Origin of the sequence: Pseudoalteromonas holothuriae (genome assembly GCF_945859825.1) — a bacterium.
GTDB lineage: Bacteria > Pseudomonadota > Gammaproteobacteria > Enterobacterales > Alteromonadaceae > Pseudoalteromonas > Pseudoalteromonas holothuriae.
On record NZ_CAMAPC010000002.1, the window covers coordinates 235,922 to 256,825 of the forward strand.

General features: G+C 39.2%; 13 protein-coding genes and 9 tRNA genes. 16 read left to right on the top strand and 6 right to left on the bottom strand.

Annotation, left to right across the window (positions count from 1 at the left end; genetic code table 11):
* Window positions 1-34 precede the first annotated feature (34 nt).
* Both cysK and OCI93_RS03355 read right to left on the bottom strand, forming a co-directional pair.
* The gene (gene cysK / locus OCI93_RS03350; RefSeq protein WP_261593403.1) at window positions 35-1,003 is read right to left on the bottom strand and encodes a cysteine synthase A; all 969 of its coding nucleotides are present in this window, start codon (window positions 1,001-1,003) and stop codon (window positions 35-37) included.
* A gap of 139 nt (window positions 1,004-1,142) precedes the next feature.
* Complete coding sequence (locus tag OCI93_RS03355) at window positions 1,143-3,443, bottom strand: carbohydrate binding family 9 domain-containing protein (protein WP_261625863.1); 2,301 nt, start codon at window positions 3,441-3,443, stop codon at window positions 1,143-1,145.
* Between the two features lie 474 nt (window positions 3,444-3,917).
* On the opposite strand from OCI93_RS03355, the gene OCI93_RS03360 reads away from it, so the two are divergent.
* From OCI93_RS03360 to OCI93_RS03420, 13 genes are all read left to right on the top strand, one after another.
* On the top strand, window positions 3,918-5,063 hold the full coding sequence (locus OCI93_RS03360; protein WP_261593404.1) for a dicarboxylate/amino acid:cation symporter: 1,146 nt from the start codon (window positions 3,918-3,920) through the stop codon (window positions 5,061-5,063).
* A gap of 175 nt (window positions 5,064-5,238) precedes the next feature.
* Window positions 5,239-5,889 (top strand): UvrY/SirA/GacA family response regulator transcription factor, encoded by a 651-nt coding sequence (gene uvrY / locus OCI93_RS03365; protein WP_261593405.1) that lies wholly within the window; start codon window positions 5,239-5,241, stop codon window positions 5,887-5,889.
* A gap of 12 nt (window positions 5,890-5,901) precedes the next feature.
* Complete coding sequence (uvrC, locus tag OCI93_RS03370) at window positions 5,902-7,725, top strand: excinuclease ABC subunit UvrC (RefSeq protein ID WP_261625777.1); 1,824 nt, start codon at window positions 5,902-5,904, stop codon at window positions 7,723-7,725.
* 42 nt (window positions 7,726-7,767) lie between these two features.
* A complete protein-coding gene (gene pgsA / locus OCI93_RS03375) occupies window positions 7,768-8,313 on the top strand; it encodes a CDP-diacylglycerol--glycerol-3-phosphate 3-phosphatidyltransferase (RefSeq protein ID WP_261593407.1) in 546 nt (181 codons plus the stop codon).
* 142 nt (window positions 8,314-8,455) lie between these two features.
* A tRNA-Gly gene (locus OCI93_RS03380) sits at window positions 8,456-8,531 on the top strand.
* 15 nt (window positions 8,532-8,546) lie between these two features.
* Window positions 8,547-8,620: transfer RNA gene (locus OCI93_RS03385), tRNA-Cys, on the top strand.
* A gap of 34 nt (window positions 8,621-8,654) precedes the next feature.
* Window positions 8,655-8,741, top strand: a tRNA-Leu gene (locus tag OCI93_RS03390).
* A 29-nt stretch (window positions 8,742-8,770) separates the two neighbouring features.
* Window positions 8,771-8,846: transfer RNA gene (locus OCI93_RS03395), tRNA-Gly, on the top strand.
* A gap of 24 nt (window positions 8,847-8,870) precedes the next feature.
* Window positions 8,871-8,957: transfer RNA gene (locus tag OCI93_RS03400), tRNA-Leu, on the top strand.
* An 83-nt stretch (window positions 8,958-9,040) separates the two neighbouring features.
* A tRNA-Gly gene (locus OCI93_RS03405) sits at window positions 9,041-9,116 on the top strand.
* Window positions 9,117-9,227: 111 nt separating this feature from the next.
* Window positions 9,228-9,303, top strand: a tRNA-Gly gene (locus tag OCI93_RS03410).
* A gap of 15 nt (window positions 9,304-9,318) precedes the next feature.
* Window positions 9,319-9,392: transfer RNA gene (locus OCI93_RS03415), tRNA-Cys, on the top strand.
* Window positions 9,393-9,426: 34 nt separating this feature from the next.
* Window positions 9,427-9,513, top strand: a tRNA-Leu gene (locus tag OCI93_RS03420).
* 275 nt (window positions 9,514-9,788) lie between these two features.
* Here the strand turns inward: OCI93_RS03420 and OCI93_RS03425 are convergent.
* The 4 genes from OCI93_RS03425 to OCI93_RS03440 all read right to left on the bottom strand — a co-directional run bounded on the left by OCI93_RS03425 (window position 9,789) and on the right by OCI93_RS03440 (window position 13,692).
* On the bottom strand, window positions 9,789-10,841 hold the full coding sequence (locus OCI93_RS03425; RefSeq protein WP_261625778.1) for a hypothetical protein: 1,053 nt from the start codon (window positions 10,839-10,841) through the stop codon (window positions 9,789-9,791).
* Window positions 10,842-11,185: 344 nt separating this feature from the next.
* On the bottom strand, window positions 11,186-11,971 hold the full coding sequence (locus OCI93_RS03430; protein ID WP_261593410.1) for a nucleoside-binding protein: 786 nt from the start codon (window positions 11,969-11,971) through the stop codon (window positions 11,186-11,188).
* A 91-nt stretch (window positions 11,972-12,062) separates the two neighbouring features.
* A complete protein-coding gene (locus OCI93_RS03435; protein WP_261593411.1) occupies window positions 12,063-13,376 on the bottom strand; it encodes a Na+/H+ antiporter NhaC family protein in 1,314 nt (437 codons plus the stop codon).
* 166 nt (window positions 13,377-13,542) lie between these two features.
* A complete protein-coding gene (locus OCI93_RS03440; protein WP_261593412.1) occupies window positions 13,543-13,692 on the bottom strand; it encodes a hypothetical protein in 150 nt (49 codons plus the stop codon).
* A gap of 92 nt (window positions 13,693-13,784) precedes the next feature.
* On the opposite strand from OCI93_RS03440, the gene OCI93_RS03445 reads away from it, so the two are divergent.
* The 3 genes from OCI93_RS03445 to OCI93_RS03455 all read left to right on the top strand — a co-directional run bounded on the left by OCI93_RS03445 (window position 13,785) and on the right by OCI93_RS03455 (window position 20,810).
* On the top strand, window positions 13,785-17,030 hold the full coding sequence (locus tag OCI93_RS03445; protein ID WP_261625779.1) for a hypothetical protein: 3,246 nt from the start codon (window positions 13,785-13,787) through the stop codon (window positions 17,028-17,030).
* Window positions 17,031-17,483: 453 nt separating this feature from the next.
* On the top strand, window positions 17,484-18,458 hold the full coding sequence (locus tag OCI93_RS03450) for a transposase (protein ID WP_261593416.1): 975 nt from the start codon (window positions 17,484-17,486) through the stop codon (window positions 18,456-18,458).
* A gap of 948 nt (window positions 18,459-19,406) precedes the next feature.
* Window positions 19,407-20,810: a serine hydrolase domain-containing protein gene (locus OCI93_RS03455; protein WP_261625780.1), complete on the top strand. Its 1,404-nt coding sequence runs from the start codon at window positions 19,407-19,409 to the stop codon at window positions 20,808-20,810.
* Window positions 20,811-20,904: the final 94 nt, after the last annotated feature.

Below are 20,904 nucleotides of genomic sequence, written 5' to 3' on the forward strand. Positions count from 1 at the left end.
GCCGAGGCCGGTTGTTTATTAATTTATCAACGAATTATTGAACAAGCTCTTGTTCTGAAAATTCATCGGCAAACATTGGGCTTGATAAGTAACGTTCAGTTGCGCTTGGCAAAATAACCACAATATTCTTAGTGGCATTTTCAGGCTTTTCTGCGATACGCTTAGCTGCAACAACGGCTGCCCCAGATGAAATACCAACAAGGATACCCTCGTCTTTCATTAGTTGGTGTGCCATGGCAATCGCGTCTTCATTTGATACCAGTTCGGTTGCATCAATTAGTTCTAAATCAAGGTTACCAGGAATAAAACCTGCGCCGATACCTTGAATTTTGTGTGGGCCAGGTTTAACTTCCTCACCAGCCAAGGTCTGCGTGATCACTGGTGAATCAGAAGGTTCTACGGCTACAGCTTTAACATCTAAACCTTTTTCATTTTTAAGATAGCGAGTAGTACCAGTTATAGTTCCGCCCGTGCCAACACCTGCAACGAAATAATCAACTTTACCTTCCATTGCATCAAAGATTTCAGGGCCAGTGGTTTCAAAGTGAATTTTTGGGTTTGCTGGGTTTTCAAACTGTTGCAACAGAATATATTTCTCTGGATTGCTAGCTTGAATTTCGTTAGCTTTTTCAATTGCACCTTTCATACCCTTAGCACCTTCTGTAAGTACTAAATTTGCGCCCAGTGCTTTTAATAACTTACGACGCTCAAGGCTCATGGTGTTAGGCATAGTTAAAGTAAGTTTGTAACCACGAGAAGCGGCAACAAAAGCTAATGCAATTCCGGTATTACCAGAAGTCGGCTCGATAAGCTCTTTGTCTTGAGTTAAAAGACCTGACTTCTCAGCTTCCCAGATCATTGAAGCACCAATACGACACTTAACACTGAAGCTTGGATTGCGAGCTTCAATTTTAGCGTATACGTTGCCGCCAGTTACACGGTTTAATTTTACAATTGGAGTTTGGCCAATTGATAAGCTGTTATCAGCGAAAATCTTAGACATTGTTTTCCCTTAGGTGATCTAGGTTTTACTTATTGTCACACTTTACTTTGCTTTATACAAAACTGAAGTAAAGAATGGCTATAAGATATATCAAATTTGCTTATAGCCAAAAGAAATATAAAAATTGTTTTTTATTCCATTACATTAACCACGCGTAGCTAAATTTTGCAAAAAAAGTTTTCTCATCCTTGGTTAATTTCGATAAATCATCATCTTGATAACCATTATCTGTAAAGCCGGCAAAAAACACTGTTTGTGGATTGAGCTTATAGGAGTACAGAAGTTGTGTACTTAAGCCTTCGTAGCGTGCATCAACTTCATCGATATAATTTTGTGTATTTCTATTAATATCAGTATGGATAACGGCAATTCTTAAATAGCTATTTATATTGAACTGGTAAGTTAAACGTATGTCGGATAGGTTAGCGGTATAGACTTTTGCCCCATCAGCGTTGAGAGTTTCATAACTGTGCCTAACGTTTATTTCAAAATGCTTACCTAAATTAAGGTTAATGGCAGGGCGTGCAAAGTGCATATTGCCCACTCGATTATTTGCTAAGTCTACTTTATTGCCCGTACGCAAGTTTAAACTGGCAAAAAGGCCAGATACAGGTTTGAATTCTAGATAAGTCCAAAGCGTGTTTTCTGAGAATAGGTGGCTATTATTTTGTATTTTTAGGCTCGCTTTATTGTGTCTTAACCCTCGACGTTTTCTATGTTCAACACCAACATCTATGAAGCTCTGAAGAGGGCCATCTATTGCTATATTAGTTTGTACTTCTTTTTCAATTAATGTGCCATTGTCATTGTGTGTGATATCCCAGTCACTATACCAACGCGCACGATTCCACCAATTATTTTGCTCGCCATACCAGCGATATTCAAAGCCAGTTAGAAACTTATTAAAATCAACTTGCGACATAAACCCCATGTCAGCGCGTAGCTCTCTATCGTAGTTTTGGTAGCTTGTGAAGGCACGCCAATGTTTGGTGTTGTGTTCATAATTTAAAAAGTATCCTAGGCCATTTAAATTATCTTGCTGGAGCACCCTTAAGACTGATTCGTTAAAATCACAATCTTGCCCTTGCATGCATTCTTCAGTGGGCGGATGAACACAGTCACCTTCGTCGCCATCACACAATTCTTCAGCAAATATATTGCTGTATTGAGTGTTAGAGCGCAATATCTGCACTTTGAATGTATCGCTGGTTGTTGGTTTATATTTTGTATCAATACTCACCAGTTGGCTTTTGTAATCTTGTGAATCTCTTAATGTGGCGCTTGTGCCGACAGAAAGGCCATCATTTATATCGTAACGATAACGAAGGGCTGCGTTGTTGCTCTTTTGTTCTAGAGAAACCACGCTAGAGCCTAGATTACCAGGCACCATCACATTTAAGTGCTCATCATTTGTGATAAAAACTCCATAAGTGTGTCCTACCTTATTGCCCGACAATTTAACGCCAAAGTCGGGGGCAGCAATATTTCTGGTATGAATGAGGTTGAGGTGTGAAGAAAAATAATCCTCATTATCTAAAAAAAATGCACGTTTTTCGGGGAAGAAAAGGCTAAAACTGTTGTTAACGCTGAGTTGCCCTGTATCCGCCTCAACTTGTGAAAAATCAGGATTCAAGGTTGCATTTAAGGTGGTATCTGGCGTAATTGCCCACTTTAAATCTAAGCTCGGCTCTGATTTGTCTTCGTCTTGCCAATCTGGTACATCACTGCCATCAATGTCACGGCTTTGAGATTTGCTCAGCACCATAGAGGGGATGATGGCGATATTATTACCTTGTTTGGCTTTTTCAAAACCTGTAAATGTCGGCATTTGGCAAATCCAACAATTATTTGCGTGGGATATTTGCATATTCGATAAACGCAGACGCTGGTCTCTTGGTAAGAATCGTACAAACTCCATAGCCATATTTTTTAATTGTTGACTGTCATCAAAGTTTAATACTCGTAAGGGAATTTCTACTTCGACGGTATAACCCCTTTTATGAATTACGCCGGCACTATCCCAAATACCATTCCATGAGCTGTTCTCACTTTTAGTCAGCTCATTTTCTATCGAGTCTTGCTGTACACCTAAAGGGTTAATAAAAAATTGATATGCACTTCGACCACGATTGAATGAGTCTATCTTAATACCGACTAAATCATCGTTCCATGCTCTGTCTCTATCTCTGAAAAAAGCACGAATAAGATCAGGCTCAGAGTCATCAGCTTTGAAAGCGACAAACAAAGACTGACCATTTTCATATACGTATGCGGTTGTAGAAACAGGGCTTGGTATGTTTTCTTGCGGCCAAGTGATGTTATTAATGCTTATTTTTTTTGCTTGTTGCCAAACAGGTTCATTGAGTTGCCCATCGATTGTTGCGCTTGAGTTGATAAAAGGTATGGGAGTAGTTTGTTCAGTAGCGTATACACCAGTCATAAAAACTGAAGTTAACGCTAAAATTGCATTGCGTATCATACTGTTGAAACTGTCAAAATAATTTAAGTACTATTTAATATCATGCAATCATTGTAAACAAACGTTTCGCGATCGGTAGCAGTTAAACGCGGTCAATTGATTTAAGGGCATAATATTAATTTGATTAAAATATTGATCATTCAGGGGTTAAATGACGCGTGTAGAATAACTACATACTGAAATTTTTCTTATCTACTAGAGGTTGCTGATCTTTGCTGTGTTTTTTGTTTAGAAACAGTCTATTTCTTGTTTTTGCAAGGTACAGATAGGCTTAACTATAAACTGTAAAAAGTAGTATGCAATTTTTCATTGAAATATCCATATACACCTATGCATAGCTAGCTTTACATCAATTTACAGACAAATGAATACATTAGTGGCAATCAGTTTATAAAACATGATACAACAACGCATCATTTTAGTGAGAGAAGTATTATGTCGTTAATTCTTAAACTTATTGCTGGTATTTTAGGCGGTATCTTAGTTGGTTTTTATTTCCCAATGGGGTTGGTTGAATTATTGTACACCGCTAAGGTTATTATTGGGCAATTGATCAGCTTTACTATTCCATTAATTATTTTATTTTTTATTGCATCAGGTATTGCAGGTTTACCGCAAGGTTCAGGCCATTTATTAAGTAAAACTGTTGGTTTTGCTTATGGTTCTACGATCATAGCAGGTACTTTGGCTGTAATACTTGTAAACGCATTTATCCCATTTTTTGATGGCGCAGTGGGCTATGAAGTGGCTGCAACGGTTGAAGTGCAAAGTTATATCGATTTAGAAATCCCGCCTTTAATGGGTGTAATGACAGCTTTAGCAAGCGCATTTATTTTTGGCGTAGGGATAAGCCAATTAAATTTATCAACGTTAAAAGGTGTGGTTGATCAAGGCCGAGATGTTATAGATGCTTTATTGGCAAAGGTGATTATTCCAGCATTACCAATATATATTGCAGGAGTATTCGCTGAAATGGCCGTAGCCGGCACTGTAGCAGATACTTTAAGCACGTTTGGGGTTGTTTTGGTTGCTGCTATTGTAATGCATTGGCTCTGGCTAAGCGTTCTTTATGTCGGTAGTGGCATGTTGTTAAAACGCAGTCCAATTACTCTTATTAAAAATATGCTACCAGCATATTTTACTGCTATTGGTACAATGTCTAGCGCAGCGACTATTCCTGTATCACTAAGAGCAAGTAAAGCAAATGGTGTGAAAGACGAAGTTGCTAATTTTTCAGTGCCTTTATGTGCCACCATCCACCTTTCAGGTTCAACAATTACGATTGTTACGTGCGCGATGGCGGTAATGCTTCTGTCGCCGTCGATGGAAGTACCTTCATTAGTACAGATGTTGCCATTTATATTTATGCTAGGCGTGGTGATGATTGCCGCACCAGGCGCGCCTGGTGGCGCTGTCATGTCGGCATTAGGCTTACTTACCACAATGCTTGGATTTAATGAGGCTGCGGTTGCTTTGATGATTGCACTTTATTTAGCGCAAGATAGCTTTGGTACTGCCTGTAACGTTACTGGTGATGGTGTTATTGCATTATGGGTTAATCGTTTTTCACAACGAGCATAGAATACTATATTGCACTAAACTCAAAGGTATTTCTGATAGCATATTGACGTAATTTCCTTGTAAATATTTGGGTTTTTGTGTGTGAATATTTATAATTTTATATATTTATATGGTAATCTTGGCCTGTCATGAAGATGAGATATGACGGCCAAGGTAACAGTAAGGGGATGAGCTATTGATTAACGTACTTTTAGTTGATGATCATGAACTTGTGAGAACAGGTATTAAACGTATATTAGACGATGTACGTGGTTTTAAAGTGGTTGGAGAGGCTAAAACTGGCGAGGAAGCGGTGACGTTTTGCCGCCAAAACGAACCAGATATTGTGTTAATGGATATGAACATGCCCGGTATTGGCGGTTTGGAAGCAACAAAGAAAATTTGTCGCTATTGTCCCGATGTAAAGGTTATTGTATTAACTGTTCACTGCGAAGACCCTTTCCCAAGTAAGGTAATGCAGATAGGAGCCCATGGCTATTTGACCAAAGGTGCTGGCCCAGATGAAATGATTAATGCAATTAGAGGCGTTAACGCTGGGCAAAGATATATTGCGCCTGAAATTGCACAACAAATAGCATTAAATCAATTTAGTGGTCGTAATGATGAAAATCCATTTCAGTCACTGTCTGAGCGAGAACTACAGATCATGTTGATGATCACCAAAGGTGAAAAAGCACAGGATATTGCTGAGCGTTTGAATTTGAGTTCAAAAACCGTCAATAGTTATCGTTACAGAATGTTTGAAAAATTGAATGTCGGTGGCGATGTAGAGTTAACACATTTAGCGATTCGTCATAAAATGATAGATATTGATACCACACGTTAATTTATCATTTTAATGGCTGTATTTGATCACATTTTATTTTTAAAAACCCTAAGCACTGAGCCTGGTGTATATCGTATGTACGACGATGAGCATCAGGTAATTTATGTTGGCAAAGCTAAAAATCTTAAAAAGCGCGTCTCCAGTTACTTTCGCGTTAATATACCCGACAGTAAAACCCGTGTTTTAGTTAGTAATATTTGCCATATCGAAGTGACGCTTACGAATACTGAAACTGAAGCGCTACTGCTTGAAAATAATCTTATCAAAAAGTATCAACCCCGATACAATATTTTACTCAGAGATGATAAATCTTATCCTTATATATTATTAAGTGGGCATAAACACCCTCGGCTTGCTTTTCACCGTGGTGCTAAAAAATATAAAGGGGAGTATTTTGGACCATTTCCCAGCAGTGCAGCGGTGTCTGAAAGTTTACGTTTGATGCAAAAGATTTTCCCTGTCCGTCAATGCGAGGATGCATACTACCGTGCACGCAGCCGACCTTGTTTGCAGCATCAGTTAAAGCGCTGCTCCGCACCTTGTGTAGGAAAAGTATCGGATGAAGAATATCAAGATCAAGTTGATATGGTTCGTCAGTTCTTAAATGGTAAGTCTCAGCAAGTGATAGCCAAACTTGTGGTGCGTATGGAAAATGCCAGTATGGCGCTTAATTTTGAGCTTGCAGCTAAACATAGAGATCAAATCGCTCTATTAAGGCAAATGCAGGAACAGCAGTCAGTAGCTGGTAATTTTGCTGAGATGGATGTGATTGGCTTTGTACAGAAAAATGGCCTATGTGCAGTCCATATGCTCATGATCAGAGAGCACAAAATACTCGGGACGAAAACCTACTTTCCTAAAGTACCTAAAGGTTCTCAGGCGGATGAAATACTGACATCCTTCATCGGTCAATATTATCTAAGCGGTGGCACAAACAGCCGTATAGCCAAAGAGGTTGTATTACCGTTTTCATTATTAGAACAAGACGAACTTGCTACTGCCTTAGGTGAAATTGCACAGCGCAAAGTGCAATTAAGGGCTCAGGTTCGCTCTGAGCGAGCGCAATACCTTGCTCTGGCAAATAAAAATGCCGCAAATAGCATCGCGGTAAAACAAAGCGCACAAGATTCTATAAATAAGCGATATGCATTATTAAAAGAGGCGCTGCAATTGAGCGACATTCAAAGAATGGAGTGTTTTGATATTAGTCATACAATGGGTGAAAATACAGTGGCATCGTGTGTTGTGTTTGATAATCAAGGGCCCAATAACAAAGAGTATCGTCGTTATAATGTAACGGGTATAACACCTGGGGATGATTATGCAGCAATGGACTTTGCGCTGAATAAACGCTACATCAAGTTACAAGATGAAGCGAAGGTGCCAGATGTTATTTTTATTGACGGTGGTAAAGGTCAGCTTGGGCGAGCAGAAGCGTTTTTTGCTGATTGGCCGCTAGATAAGTTACCATTACTTGTGGGGGTTGCTAAAGGCACCAGTCGAAAGCCCGGCTTAGAAACGCTATTAATTGATGGTGGCCGACGGACGGTTAACTTAGATGGCGACTCACCAGCTTTACATTTAATTCAACATATTCGTGATGAGTCGCATCGGTTTGCTATCGCGGGTCATCGCAACAAAAGACAAAAACAGCGTAACCAATCTATGCTGGAAGAAATTGAAGGTGTTGGTCATAAACGACGCCAAGCGTTATTGAAGTATTTAGGCGGAATGCAGGGGGTAAAATCTGCTAACATTCATCAACTAAAGCAAGTACCCGGGATCAGCCCGAAAACGGCTGAAAAGATATTTAATCATTTGCATGACAAAGCTTAAGCATTCATGCGAACATAAAGAAAAAGACCTCACTAAGTAGTTATGTGGAATATTCCAAACACGCTTACAACATTTAGGTTGTTACTCATTCCTGTATTTGCAGTATTATTTTATTTGCCTTATTCATGGGCATTTTTTGCTGCTGCGTTTATTTTTTGGCTTGCTTCGGTGACAGATATCTTAGATGGATATTTGGCTCGGAAGTTAGATCAGTCTACACCATTTGGCGCATTTTTAGACCCTGTTGCAGATAAAGTGATGGTAAGTGTTGCGCTAGTTATGTTAGCCACTTACTACCAGAATCACTTTGTAACGGTTGCTGCAATTATCATTATTAGTCGTGAAATCGTTATATCAGCTTTGCGTGAATGGATGGCTGCGTTAGGGAAGCGGGGTAATGTTGCGGTATCCTCAATGGGTAAATTTAAAACGGCTGCACAGATGTTGGCGATTATTGGCTTAATTTGGCAATATGCGCCATGGATGGTAAATATTAGTTATGCACTATTGGCTATTGCAACCTTGCTCACAGTGACTTCTATGCTAGCTTATTTCTATGCTGCTAAGGAGCAGTTGACTAATTCTTAACTCGAAGTGCTTATTATGGCAGCACTTTAGATAATTTTTGAGCAAACGATTAAAAACATTCATTTTTTATGTTGACGCGTTTTATAACTTCTGTAGAATGCGTCCGTGTTGAGAGGGCAGCATGCCTTTTAAATTAAAAATCGCGAGTGTAGCTCAGCTGGTAGAGCGCGACCTTGCCAAGGTCGAGGTCACGAGTTCGAACCTCGTTACTCGCTCCAATTTTTAATTATGACGGCGGAATGGCAGAGTGGCTATGCAGCGGATTGCAAATCCGTCCACCTCGGTTCGACTCCGGGTTCCGCCTCCATATCTCAACACTCCACATGCGAAAGCAACCCGATGCCCGGGTGGTGGAATTGGTAGACACAAGGGATTTAAAATCCCTCGTCCGTAAGGACGTGCCGGTTCAAGTCCGGCCCCGGGCACCATTTGGATTAGAGATTTATCTCTTTGTGATGCGAGTGTAGCTCAGCTGGTAGAGCGCGACCTTGCCAAGGTCGAGGTCACGAGTTCGAACCTCGTTACTCGCTCCAATCTAATGCTTTTGCAGACCCGATGCCCGGGTGGTGGAATTGGTAGACACAAGGGATTTAAAATCCCTCGTCCGTAAGGACGTGCCGGTTCAAGTCCGGCCCCGGGCACCATTTGATTGAGAGTATAATTAGGTAGCAATTATAAATATCATTATCGTGTTTTTATAATTTTACTCAAATAGTGCATTTATGATGCGAGTGTAGCTCAGCTGGTAGAGCGCGACCTTGCCAAGGTCGAGGTCACGAGTTCGAACCTCGTTACTCGCTCCAATCAAATATCAGGTCACCTTATTGAAGAAGTTTGTGAGTGCAACTCAGTATGAACTAATTGAACGTGTTTATTGTTTAAATAGTACTAACTAATAGCAGCGCATTTATGATGCGAGTGTAGCTCAGCTGGTAGAGCGCGACCTTGCCAAGGTCGAGGTCACGAGTTCGAACCTCGTTACTCGCTCCAAACTTTTGATAATAAGGCGGAATGGCAGAGTGGCTATGCAGCGGATTGCAAATCCGTCTACCTCGGTTCAACTCCGGGTTCCGCCTCCATTTATTAAATCTCCACATGCGCAAGCAGCCCGATGCCCGGGTGGTGGAATTGGTAGACACAAGGGATTTAAAATCCCTCGTTCGTAAGAACGTGCCGGTTCAAGTCCGGCCCCGGGCACCATCTTATTCAATATTCAGTTCATACTATTTCAATATATTTCATCTAAACAAACTGAAGTATGTTAATGAATGAAATAACTACTTCGATAGATAAATAACTGTACTCAAATAAAACTATACCAATTTTATTAAATTATTGATCATTCTAGCGACCTAATGACTCATTAACTGTGTTAAAAATGACTTATGTAGAATCACAACATACCGAAATTTTTGCCTTTGAACTAAGCCATTTCTCTGTCTCAATATCTGGTCATTTATTTAATATAGTTGATCTTATTTTTGTAAATCCCACACTGAAACGCCACCGGCTGACATTTTTTTGATAGGCGTACTATGGCGCAAAGCCACTGTATTGGCAGGAGTATTAGCTAGAAACACAGTTTGTGCGCCTTCAGTAAAGCTATCGTTGTGTATACATTGTGGCCGAATGGCCAGTGCGCTGCCATCGAGAGGAATTTCAAACATGCTAAAGTGGTATTGCTGCGTTGTAACTGTTCGGTAGTAATCATCTTCATGTGTACTATCAAGCTTACGGCCCAGTAAAATACGAGACACAGTGTGATTGCCAAAGACACGATCTTTGCCTTGTGCCGGTAACCAAATGTGTGGAAATGGGTGATGTTCAACAAATAAGCCACCTGCTTTAGTTGCGCTAAATTGATAGTCTGTGATGTACTGTGGTAATTTTTGGTCATATTGGATCCCCCATAAATCCTGATTAAAACCAAGTGCAAATTCTTCTTTTGGTGCTAACAAAATACCACCAAAATAGGCCAAGGTATCTAAGTATGTTTGTTGTGATTTGGGAGTGGAGCCATAAGTGAGTAAGGGAAAGCTTAATTCGTCAACATCACAAATGAGCTGCCCAGTGCTACCAAATACATTGGCGGAGCCATCTAACCCGTTTATTCCTGCGCCATCTGTCACAGCGCTCCAAAAACCACTTACACACAGTGCACATTCTTTACTTGGTGGTAAGCCTGTACGTTCGTTATGTAGCCTGTTAAGGCGTGTAATAAGGTCTGCCTCAGGGTTCATTGGGGCACGCTTATTTTGTACAACAAAATTGCTTGCTTGATTATCTAAATGTACCAAAGTACCAGAGCGAATTGGACCAAATAAGCCTGTGGTAGTCAGTAGTAGTTCTTTATCGGCACTGCGATTTAAAACAGCATTATTTAAAAATTCAAAGTTATTGTCTAAGTCTTGATTTGACACACCTTGGACAACATTTGCCCAACGCGGCTCACACATTTGACGGTCTCTGTACTCGTGCAGAGTTTCTCCACCAAGAAAAGTGGGTGTTTTAAAGGTAATATGCGACATTGCTATGCTCCTTGATAGTCATAAATTTTTGCTGATGTGAATTGAGTTTAACTTGCAATATATGTTGTTCATTTAAGCTCAAAACATGACTTATGTGTATTACTGCACATTACAACAGTTGCAATTATATTTAAGTTTGAGTTACTACCGTGGCTTGATAGTGAGGGCTTAGCTTTAAACTGAACAGTTTAAAGTTAGTGTTTTATCATTTAAAGCAGGAAGTTTTACACCGCAAAGAGTATGTTTAGCGAAGCTCACTCTTTTTTATCAAGCTGAATGAACCCTTGCTCTAGCGCAGTATTCATCTGAGGTTATTTGCTATTGTTATCTTGGATTAAGGTTAACTAGAATGTCCAAGCTAAGTGTAGTTGTGGTGATGATTCATTCACGGATGTACCTAATTTATTACGCCAGACTTGCCATTCGATGCCTAACATTAGCGTGTCACTTTTATTACCTAGAGTATGACCTAAATCCCATTGAAAGATCATTTGCGCTAATATCCAGTCATTCACATATTTACCTGTTTCATCACGTCGCGAGCCTATATATTCGGCATGACCTGTAAAATAAAACTTATGCGAACCAAGCTGATAAGGGTATCCCCAAGCTAAGTCCAACATAAAGCTATTGTTAGTTTGGGGTGCGCCTTGTTTTTTAAGCCCACCGTTGTTATCAAAGTACCCTGTGATAGTCGTAGTTAAGAACTTAAATCCGGGAACCCCCCAACTTAACTTAATGCCGGGTAAGTACTTCATAACTTTAGTATCGCCGCCTGCATTAATACCCATCACAAAACCCACATCTTTTAAATGCCACACATTATATTGCCAGTCAAACATCGCCTTAGTACTAAAAGTGGCATAGGCTTCACCGTAAAAGTCTCTATCGTTAAAGTCATCTATTAAGTTGTCATCAAGGTAATCAATGAAAAAGAAAGTATCGCCGAAATCGTGACCAGATGCGTGCTGCAATGAATAAATAGTGGTCATTGCTTGTTGTTTTGTAAATGGGTTATCGAGCTGGCCATGATTAATATGTAGTTGTGTTTTACTCCAATTTGCTGCGTACAAAACAGGAGTTAGCATGAATAAGAATATATTTAGTAAGGTTATATAAAAGTATCTCATGTCAGTATCCATAGCATTGAGCGCGTCACTGACAAGAAGTATAGACAATGCGCTCAAAAAGCGAGCGCATTGGTAAGCGTGAATGTATGCTTTAGACTTTATTTCTGCGCAAACAAATAACTGAAATAGCCGTAAATGCTAAAATAAAGCAGTAAAATGAGGAGGTAGACACGTCCCAAGGACTGATTTTAAAAGTCGCTCCCAATAATAGAGCTTGAGCGCCATATGGTAATGATCCTTGCATTACACAAGCAAAAATATCGAGCAAACTTGCTGAACGTTTACCGCTAATTTTACCATCATCAGCGAGCTTTTTGGCAACTGGGCCTGCAACAATAATGCTGACGGTATTGTTAGCAATACATAAATTGCTGACTAAAACTAATGCCGCAATACCTAGTTGATCAGCCACTTTTCTATGCCATTTGGCAATAATTGCAGTTAATTTTTGTATTTTTTGCGCTAGGTAATCTAAGCCACCGTTGATGCGAATAAATTCAGACAAGCCACCAATAAACATTGATAGCAAGAATATTTCTTGCATATCGCTAAAGCCTTTGTAGATGTCTTTAACAAAGCTGCCTGCTTGATAATCGCCAACAAACCCCATGGCTGCGGCAAAAACAATACCGCTAAATAGTACTACAAATACGTTCATGCCAGCGACCGCTAACACTAAAATAAACAAATAAGGTAATACCAGTAGCCAATCAAACGGTTTAGCTGCTACTGCCTGTGGTTCGGGTGTTAAAAATACTAATAAGCATACGGTTAATACGGCTGCGGGGAGTGCAATTTTTAGGTTTTCTCTAAACTTGTCTTTCATTTCACAGCCTTGCGTGCGCGTTGCGGCAATAGTTGTATCAGAAATAATTGACAAGTTATCACCAAACATAGCGCCCGATACAATGGTGCCTGCCATCAACGCGGGGTCAATACCTGTTTTTAAAGACACAGCATACGCAATTGGGCCAATAGCACCTATGGTGCCCATAGAGGTGCCCATAGCGGTAGAAACCACGGCTGAAATTAAAAATAAGCCAGGTAATAAAAACGATGCAGGAATAAACGATAAACCAGCATTGACCACAGCATCAACGCCACCTGTGGCACCTGCTACAGCAGAGAAGGCACCAGCTAGGAGGTAAATGAGACACATGGTAATAATGTTATTGTGCCCAGCGCCTTTAATAAACGTTTCAACGCTTTGGTTAATGCTTGCTTTATTAACTAAAAATGCGATAACGATGGCAGGTAAGATGGCAACTGGCGCAGGTAGTTGATAAAACGCATAATCAACACCTTGCGATTGTAAGTATAAGCCGGCACCTAAAAATAGCACCACAAAGGTGAGCAAAGGAAGCAGTGACAACTTAGCTGCCAATTTGTTTACAGACGTTGACATGTAAACCTCATATCAATAAATAGTTGTTTTTATTATGCATTCATTGTTTACATATTTGAGCGCATAATACAAGTGGTATGAAAGATGTGTGAATGTATAGATGGCTAGATGGTTTGTCAAATTTTAATGCGGTTATTTGCATGGAAAATACCACAATAGCGTTTATTTAAGCATTAAAGTCGTTTAAGAAGTATTTGGTTGGTGTTAGGGTGGGTTTAAAAAAGTAATGCAGCAAAGTATCAACATCGTTATCTCTATTCACGGCTTGGTTATCCTCTATTTTAAAAACGAGAAAAGGGGAATACACATTTGACATGGTATATTCTTTGTGATGGAAGTTGATTTTTTTTATTTTTTTATTTTGTTATTTTGTTATTTTGTTATTTTGTTATTTCTAATGGTATTGATATGGAAGGTGTAAGTAATTTATTTCCTATAAGTTTAAAGCGATTGAGTAAGTTTACCTTGTTAATAGTTACCTTACTTTCTTTTTATACCTATGGACAAGAAGTTGGAGTTTTTGAGCCTCTAAATGAGCCAGTCGTGATACCAGAACCTCCTACTTTGAATATCAAAACGACTGGGATTGAAGCAATAACAAATAAGGAAGGTAAAAAAGAGTTTCAATACACCGCTCCTCATATTCCAGCCATTCGAACTAGCAATGACGGTCGAATTGGACTTTTTTTAAAACGATTAGGAACTGGCAACCCTCGTAATTTGACAGTGCTTCGCCCTGAAGCTGTTGAGCGGCCTTTTAGTACCTTAGAGCCGGGTATTCCTAAAGGCTTTTTAAGTGATCTGAGGTTAGAAAATATTGGTCATGGGCATCACCTAGCATTGTGTGATGGCAGCTCGGTCTTTTCTGATAATAATACTGTATCAAATCCAAAACAATGTAGTAGCAACCCAGAAAATGATTGTTATGAACTGTCTGCGATTGGTTCCAAGACAGATAAGAGCGGTACTAAAGTAGTACGCTCGAAGTTTAGTGTAGAAGTGCAATACCCTAAAACAAAAAATGCCAAGATTGTTAAAGTAACTTATAACAGCCAAGACGATGTTGAAAGTAATCTAATGCCTGATGTCAGTCGGTTTTTAGAGCCAATGGTGACTGCTGATGGTCGATTGTTTGTTTTTAGAATTAATGAAGGGAGAGATACCAAACCATTAAAATGGAAAACCGACGACGGTACAGAAAAGTCGGGTTTATACGATATGGTTTATGCGGTAATTCCTGAAAGTGAGAATGCATGTGATATTACCAAGTTACAAGGACCTTATCCTATTTCTCATGCGCCGTTTCATTCTTTAGTAAAGAATAAATACGGCTTTGCTCAACGACAGTTTCGCGACCCTGAAGGCAGTTTGATCAAAGATGGTGAACCAATTAAAGGTACTTACCCGTGGGTTGATAGAGAAGGACGGAATGTTTTTTTTACCGCAATTCGCTCGATGTTAAATTACAGTAATCATGGAGTGGAATATACGCGTTATAAAACTAGCTGTGTTGAAGGTTGCTCAGAAGCTGTAAGTCGGGTTGAATCTGGGCTTCATACCCAAGGTGTTGTTGCCATGGGTGCGTGGACTAATGGTAAAATGGTTTTACTGGATGGCGCATTCGCTAACTCAGATTATGGTCTGAGTACAACAAATCATAAGTATTTAACACTATACCGAGATGTGCAGGGCCAAGATGTTATGGAAGTTGTTGGATCAGCTCGAAGCACGGAGCGGGACAAACTACCATTAATGGGCGCTAAAAATACAACGTTTATTGATTCACTTGAAAATCTATTTAACTATAACTCAAACATGGTGCCAAGTACGCCACGAGATGTTGTTTGGCATTTAAGTACAGGTCGTGGCACAGCTGATGTTGCGTTTGATGATTTTATCAATAAACATAGCGTTATTGTTGCAAATATGAATGCATCATTGACTCATGACATTGAAGATGAAGGGCCAATAAAGAGGTGGGAAATAAGGAATCATCTTCACATGCGTCATAATGATGGTTTTCAAACTCGTTATAATTTTGGTGGGAAAGGCTTTTTTAGGTATGGAGACTCTACGCTCTCTGATTATGAGGCTCCTCGAATTCAAAATGCAGCAACTGGCTCTAATGATTTTACACCGAACTATGGACACACCCATGGTAATGTGAGAATTGAACCCATTGCTAAAGGTGGCATTATTGGCAAAGGACTATGGCTAGATGGAGAATCGGGTGTCAGTTTTAGTATAGGAAAAGCGTTAGATGAAGCGTTTATTACTTTGTTTGTTGATCCTCGACAAAATGATAGTGAGGAAAGCAAAACATTGTTAACCTTTGCTGATCAATCAACTTTGCGTCTATCACATAAAACACTCAGCTATCTTGTAGAAGGAAGCACGAAAATTGGGTACGTTTTTGAAGTCGATTTAACCGCTTTTGCCTTTACTGACAAGCAATGGCGCCACATTGCTTTACAGGTGAATAAAGTTGAGGGTGGAACCGTTAAGATAGATGTTTTTTTAAATGGTTACCTTTTAACACAGTGGAATACACCTATACATCAGCCATTTTCTGCTGGAGATACTGTCCTAGGTTCTCTTAAAGGCAGTGCTGATGGCATTCGTGGTTGGGTTGATGAATTTAAAGTATTTGCATATCGTCCTGATTTAGAGTCTGTATGTAATCATGGTCATGGCACCATAGTTGGTATTAATACCAAGCAAGACAATGAAAAATGGTGGAATGAAGCGAATAAATATGGAGCAACAACTCATGAAGTGGTTTCAAAATCAATAAGCGCTAAACTATTCTCACGTTACGCATGTTTACATAATTATACTGAAGAGCATGGCTTTGCTAAAGAAAAAGCAGCAAACTCATTGTTATTTAGCAAAACTGATGACCACTCATTAAGGCAAATACTGTTATTTCCAGAAGGGCCATTGTTTTGGGATATGCAGAGGCCTGATAGCATTAAGAACAGCTTTTGCCTTGAATGTCATGATAGCGAGAACCATTTTACACCCTTATCTGTAGCAGCGTTGATTTCTCAAGATGTAACTACGCAGATGGATAAACGTCGTCAACCAATGCAGCCACTCAGGCTTATGATGGGAAATACTCCTGAACTTTTTGATAAGTGCCAATTTAATGAACTAATTGGATCAACACTGGTTGATGAATGTGTGCTAGGAACGCCTCGACGTGTTGCATCACAAAAGAAATATCGCATTAAGCACGTTGCGACTGGGTTACCGCTATTTGTTCAGAATATTGCTAGACATGGATATCCGTTAAAGCTGACCACGCGAGAAGCAAGTGACTGTAATGCTAATAAGTGCGATTTTTGGGTTGAAGATCTTGATAATGGCTATCAAGGTATTAAGTTTATTGATGTTGATCTAGGCCATAAATCTCCTATTGGTGTAGTCAGTGATAACATTGATAAGAAACTTAGGCGAAGTATCTCATCAAATTGCGGTTCATTTACTTGGCGATGTGATTTTACTATTATCGAGGTCGGACATGATCACTTCCAAATACAAAGTGGTGATATGGCACTAACAAATATTCAAGGTGTTGCTGTATTTATTCCACATAATGAATGTCGAGGTTTACAATGTGAATTTCAGTTTATTGTTCAGGAAAGTCGTTAATTTATTTTTTCATGATTTATTTGTTAAACCGATAACAACATAAACTTAAAGAGCTCCATCATATTGGATGGGGATCTTGGCAAAATACTTATGTTGTGACTGTAGTGGCACAATAAATTTGGCCACTACAGTGGGTCCATATCATTCGTTAGGGTTTTAAGAAGCTCAGAGATGTATTTCACCTCATTGTTATTCATTAGAAAATTAAATTTACTTTGGTTGCACCACGAGCTTTAAGCTCTTCCACCAGTTCTTCGACGGTGGCGGTTTCAAGTGACGAATTAAAAGGTGGTATTTCATCACCTTCAGCTTCTTCACCAAAGAGGGCTTCATGAAGTTTTCATAAAATAAACATCATAAAATAAACAAATAAACATGACACCCACTTTTATTTGCTTGTTTTTCAGTCATTGCCTATCTTTTATCTATCTATTCAAAAGGTAGGCAAGTCTCATGGCAACGGCACGTAAAAGGCAGGTTAGTCTAGTTGATACAAAATACTATCACTGTATTTCACGGTGTGTTCGCCGTGCTTTTTTGTGTGGTGACGATACAGTAACTGGCAAAAGTTATGAGCACCGCAGGCAATGGGTAGAAGATAAACTACTGGCACTTGCCAAAGTATTTTGTATTGATGTGTGTGCTTATGCTGTGATGAGCAATCATACCCATATTGTTTTGTATGTTGATGATAAAAAAGCCAATAGACTGAATGATAAAGCCATACTTATTCGTTGGCACAAATTATTTAAAGGTACACTGCTTACGCAAAAATATTTGCAAGGGGATAAGCTGGATAAAGCGCAACAATTCTTTTTAAATCGTACCATTGCAGATTATCGCACTCGACTTGCTGATATCAGCTGGTTTATGCGCGTGCTCAACGAAGACATTGCCAGAAAAGCCAATAAAGAAGATAACTGCACAGGCCGATTTTGGGAAGGGCGCTTTAAATCGCAAGCTCTGCTTGATGAAGCGGCGCTGGCTGCATGTATGGCCTATGTTGACCTAAACCCCATCAGAGCTAAAATGGCAAAAACACCAGAAGACTCTGCACACACCAGCGTTCAAAAGCGAATTAGAGCAGCCAAAGACGCTAAACAACCCAAGCAACTCGCCCGTTTTGCAGGAAGCCCAAGAAAACACATGCCCAAAGGTCTCCCCTTTGAACTTAAGTCATACCTTGAGCTGGTTGAGCTAACAGGCCGCTGCATGAGAGAAGATAAACGCGGGCACATAGAGCAGCGCACACTGCCTATTTTAGAGCGACTAAGCATAGCGCCCGAAAATTGGCTAAAGCTCACAACACAATTCACCAAAGTATTTAAAGGTGCTGTGGGGCGAACTAACAAGCTTGATGACTACTACACGCATTTAGAGGTAAAACGGCGAACCAGTTTCAGTCAATGCGAAAAGCTACTCGGCTAAGCCAATTTAGCATCCACAAAGTAAACCACAATAATGCTGCAAGGTAGGTAAAGCTGCGCTTGATACTTTGCAATTATCACCAACCCCCGCCTGATTGAGCTAAAAATTGCAGCGAAAAAGTACTTTTGGCGTAAAAATATCAAACGTACTGGCTTTTCATGATAATAGTTTGATAATTTAATTATGGCTGTCTTTTTTATTTTCCCGTTGCAATTATCACCAACCCCCGCCTGATTGAGCTAAAAATTGCAGCGAAAAAGTACTTTTGGCGTAAAAATATCAAACGTACTGGCTTTTCATGATAATAGTTTGATAATTTAATTATGGCTGTCTTTTTTATTTTTTTTTGGAGATTAAACTCTTAAATATATGAGCCATAACTCTGGCAATAGGCACTAATGCTCTTTTTGGCCGCTTTTATACAGTGACGGGCAACTTTAAATTAATAAACAAATTTGTTTACTTCGTCTGTCTATGAGGCAGTTAAGCAAGTTGCTTACGGCAAACACATAGTGAGGCTCTCTTATTGCGATCGCATCGCTGCCTACTTTTTCCATTCCCTTTGTTTAACTTGATCTTTTTTAAGCATATAGTAGGTTAGCAACAGTTACGGTTGCTGCATTAAGTCAAATGTTTAATTACTCAGTTTACTAACGTATGCACTTTAGACAATTATCATTGTTTAAGTGTAATAAATTAGATGTGATGGGGTAAAAATAAACGTTGAGCAATGTAGGGAAACTAAAGTTATATCAGTAAGCAGATTAAACTAGCTTATTTAGGTAGAGGCTCTAAAAACAAATCCCCATAGCATAAATAAGACCAACTCTGTTACACCGAGTGGCTTGCAACACAGTCTGACAAACGATTATGCAATATAAATCGCGTGTCACATAAATACTAAAATGTTAAAGCTTAATAAGTATCAATAAACAAAGGAGTAGTCAGGTGGTAGGTTTTAAAAAGTGGATTTTTTTGGTTGGAGCTTCCATACCATTTAGTTTACTTGCTGAAAAAAGCCCAGAAGAAGGACTCATTAAACTAAGCACTAACAGTGCAAAAATTAACAAAATTGTTGATAGCTATGTTTCCAGCCATGCACTTGATAGCGGCGTTATTTTGGTTGCAAAGTCGGGAAAAGTTATATACGAAGGTTCTCATGGGCTAGCTGATCGTTTATTAGATAAACGGATCAAGAACAATGACTCTTTTCAAATAGCCTCATTAAGCAAACCAATAACCGCAGCATTGGTACTTAAACTAGAAGAGCAAGGAAAACTAAAACTCGATTCGACTCTCGCAGATTATTTTCCAGAGTTTAATAATGCATCAGGTAAAAAGATTACCTTACATCACCTTTTAAGTCACACTTCGGGTCTTCCTAATCATTTTGCTATCGACGGATGGTTTAATGAAGATTTTCATAGAAAAACTTCGGAGCTGGAATTTACGAGTTTAATTGCAAAACTATCGCCCTTATTTGAACCCGGTGGAGACTACCTTTATTCCAATCTAGGATATTTTTTGTTGGGAAAAGTTATAGAAAAATCGACTAAAGAATCTTATTTAAGGAGTATTCAAAAGTATATTTATGAACCATTAAATATGATGGAATCTGGTGTTGCACTTGGCTTCCAATCATATGCGGATAAAGTCAGGGGCTATCAATGGAAAGTAGGCGGAGGATACCAAGAACAAATCTCAAAGAATATGTCTTTATTTGGCGCTGGGGCAAGCATTTACACAAGTGTAAATGATCTCCATAGGTTTGATTTGGCACTATATGGAGATGATTTTCTAAGTGATAAAAGCAAAAAACGTTTATTTTCCCCACAACACCCTTACAGTTGGCGCATAGAAAGTATCCCTATTACCCAAGGCCTCGAAGTGAATGTTCACACGTATGATGGAAAGTTTGATGGATATAGCACGATGATGACTCGCTTCATAGATGATAAGCATAGCATTATTATTCTAAGCAATACTGGGATAAGTTATTTTTTGAAACAGCAACTTACTCTCGATATTGCAGGTGTTTTATATGGTCAAAATGTCCCTAATCGTAAAAATGATCCAACTTTATCTTTAATTAAAGGCGTGGTTTCTGGCAACTTTAATCATACATTTAACGGCTTAAAGGCGGAAAAAAACAACTTTGATTTTAATGAGCAAAGTTTATCATCATTAGCGTTTGAGCTTCTCTGGGCTAATATAGCAAGCGATTCTTTAAAATTATTTGCTTTTATAAAAAGTGAGTTCCCAAAATCACCACGAGCTAAATTAAATTTGCAGCGAGCATGTGAGCACCGACTTGCAAAAAACGTAGAAAATAGAGTGAGTATATGTAGCTAATAATATTTAAAGTGAAACCGTCCTTTCAGAATCTTCTTTTTGGTAACAATATGGGGTTGGAAGAAAAGTGTTGGTTTTCTCTTTTTTTGAAATG

What these genes read in the sequence shown, in the direction of transcription:
- cysK (WP_261593403.1), bottom strand. Translation starts at nt 1,003, where the DNA reads ATGTCTAAGATTTTCGCTGATAACAGCTTATCAATTGGCCAAACTCCA.
- OCI93_RS03355 (WP_261625863.1), bottom strand. Translation starts at nt 3,443, where the DNA reads ATGACTGGTGTATACGCTACTGAACAAACTACTCCCATACCTTTTATC.
- OCI93_RS03360 (WP_261593404.1), top strand. Translation starts at nt 3,918, where the DNA reads ATGTCGTTAATTCTTAAACTTATTGCTGGTATTTTAGGCGGTATCTTA.
- uvrC (WP_261625777.1), top strand. Translation starts at nt 5,902, where the DNA reads ATGGCTGTATTTGATCACATTTTATTTTTAAAAACCCTAAGCACTGAG.
- pgsA (WP_261593407.1), top strand. Translation starts at nt 7,768, where the DNA reads ATGTGGAATATTCCAAACACGCTTACAACATTTAGGTTGTTACTCATT.
- OCI93_RS03425 (WP_261625778.1), bottom strand. Translation starts at nt 10,841, where the DNA reads ATGTCGCATATTACCTTTAAAACACCCACTTTTCTTGGTGGAGAAACT.
- OCI93_RS03430 (WP_261593410.1), bottom strand. Translation starts at nt 11,971, where the DNA reads ATGAGATACTTTTATATAACCTTACTAAATATATTCTTATTCATGCTA.
- OCI93_RS03435 (WP_261593411.1), bottom strand. Translation starts at nt 13,376, where the DNA reads ATGTCAACGTCTGTAAACAAATTGGCAGCTAAGTTGTCACTGCTTCCT.
- OCI93_RS03440 (WP_261593412.1), bottom strand. Translation starts at nt 13,692, where the DNA reads ATGTCAAATGTGTATTCCCCTTTTCTCGTTTTTAAAATAGAGGATAAC.
- OCI93_RS03445 (WP_261625779.1), top strand. Translation starts at nt 13,785, where the DNA reads ATGGAAGGTGTAAGTAATTTATTTCCTATAAGTTTAAAGCGATTGAGT.
- OCI93_RS03450 (WP_261593416.1), top strand. Translation starts at nt 17,484, where the DNA reads ATGGCAACGGCACGTAAAAGGCAGGTTAGTCTAGTTGATACAAAATAC.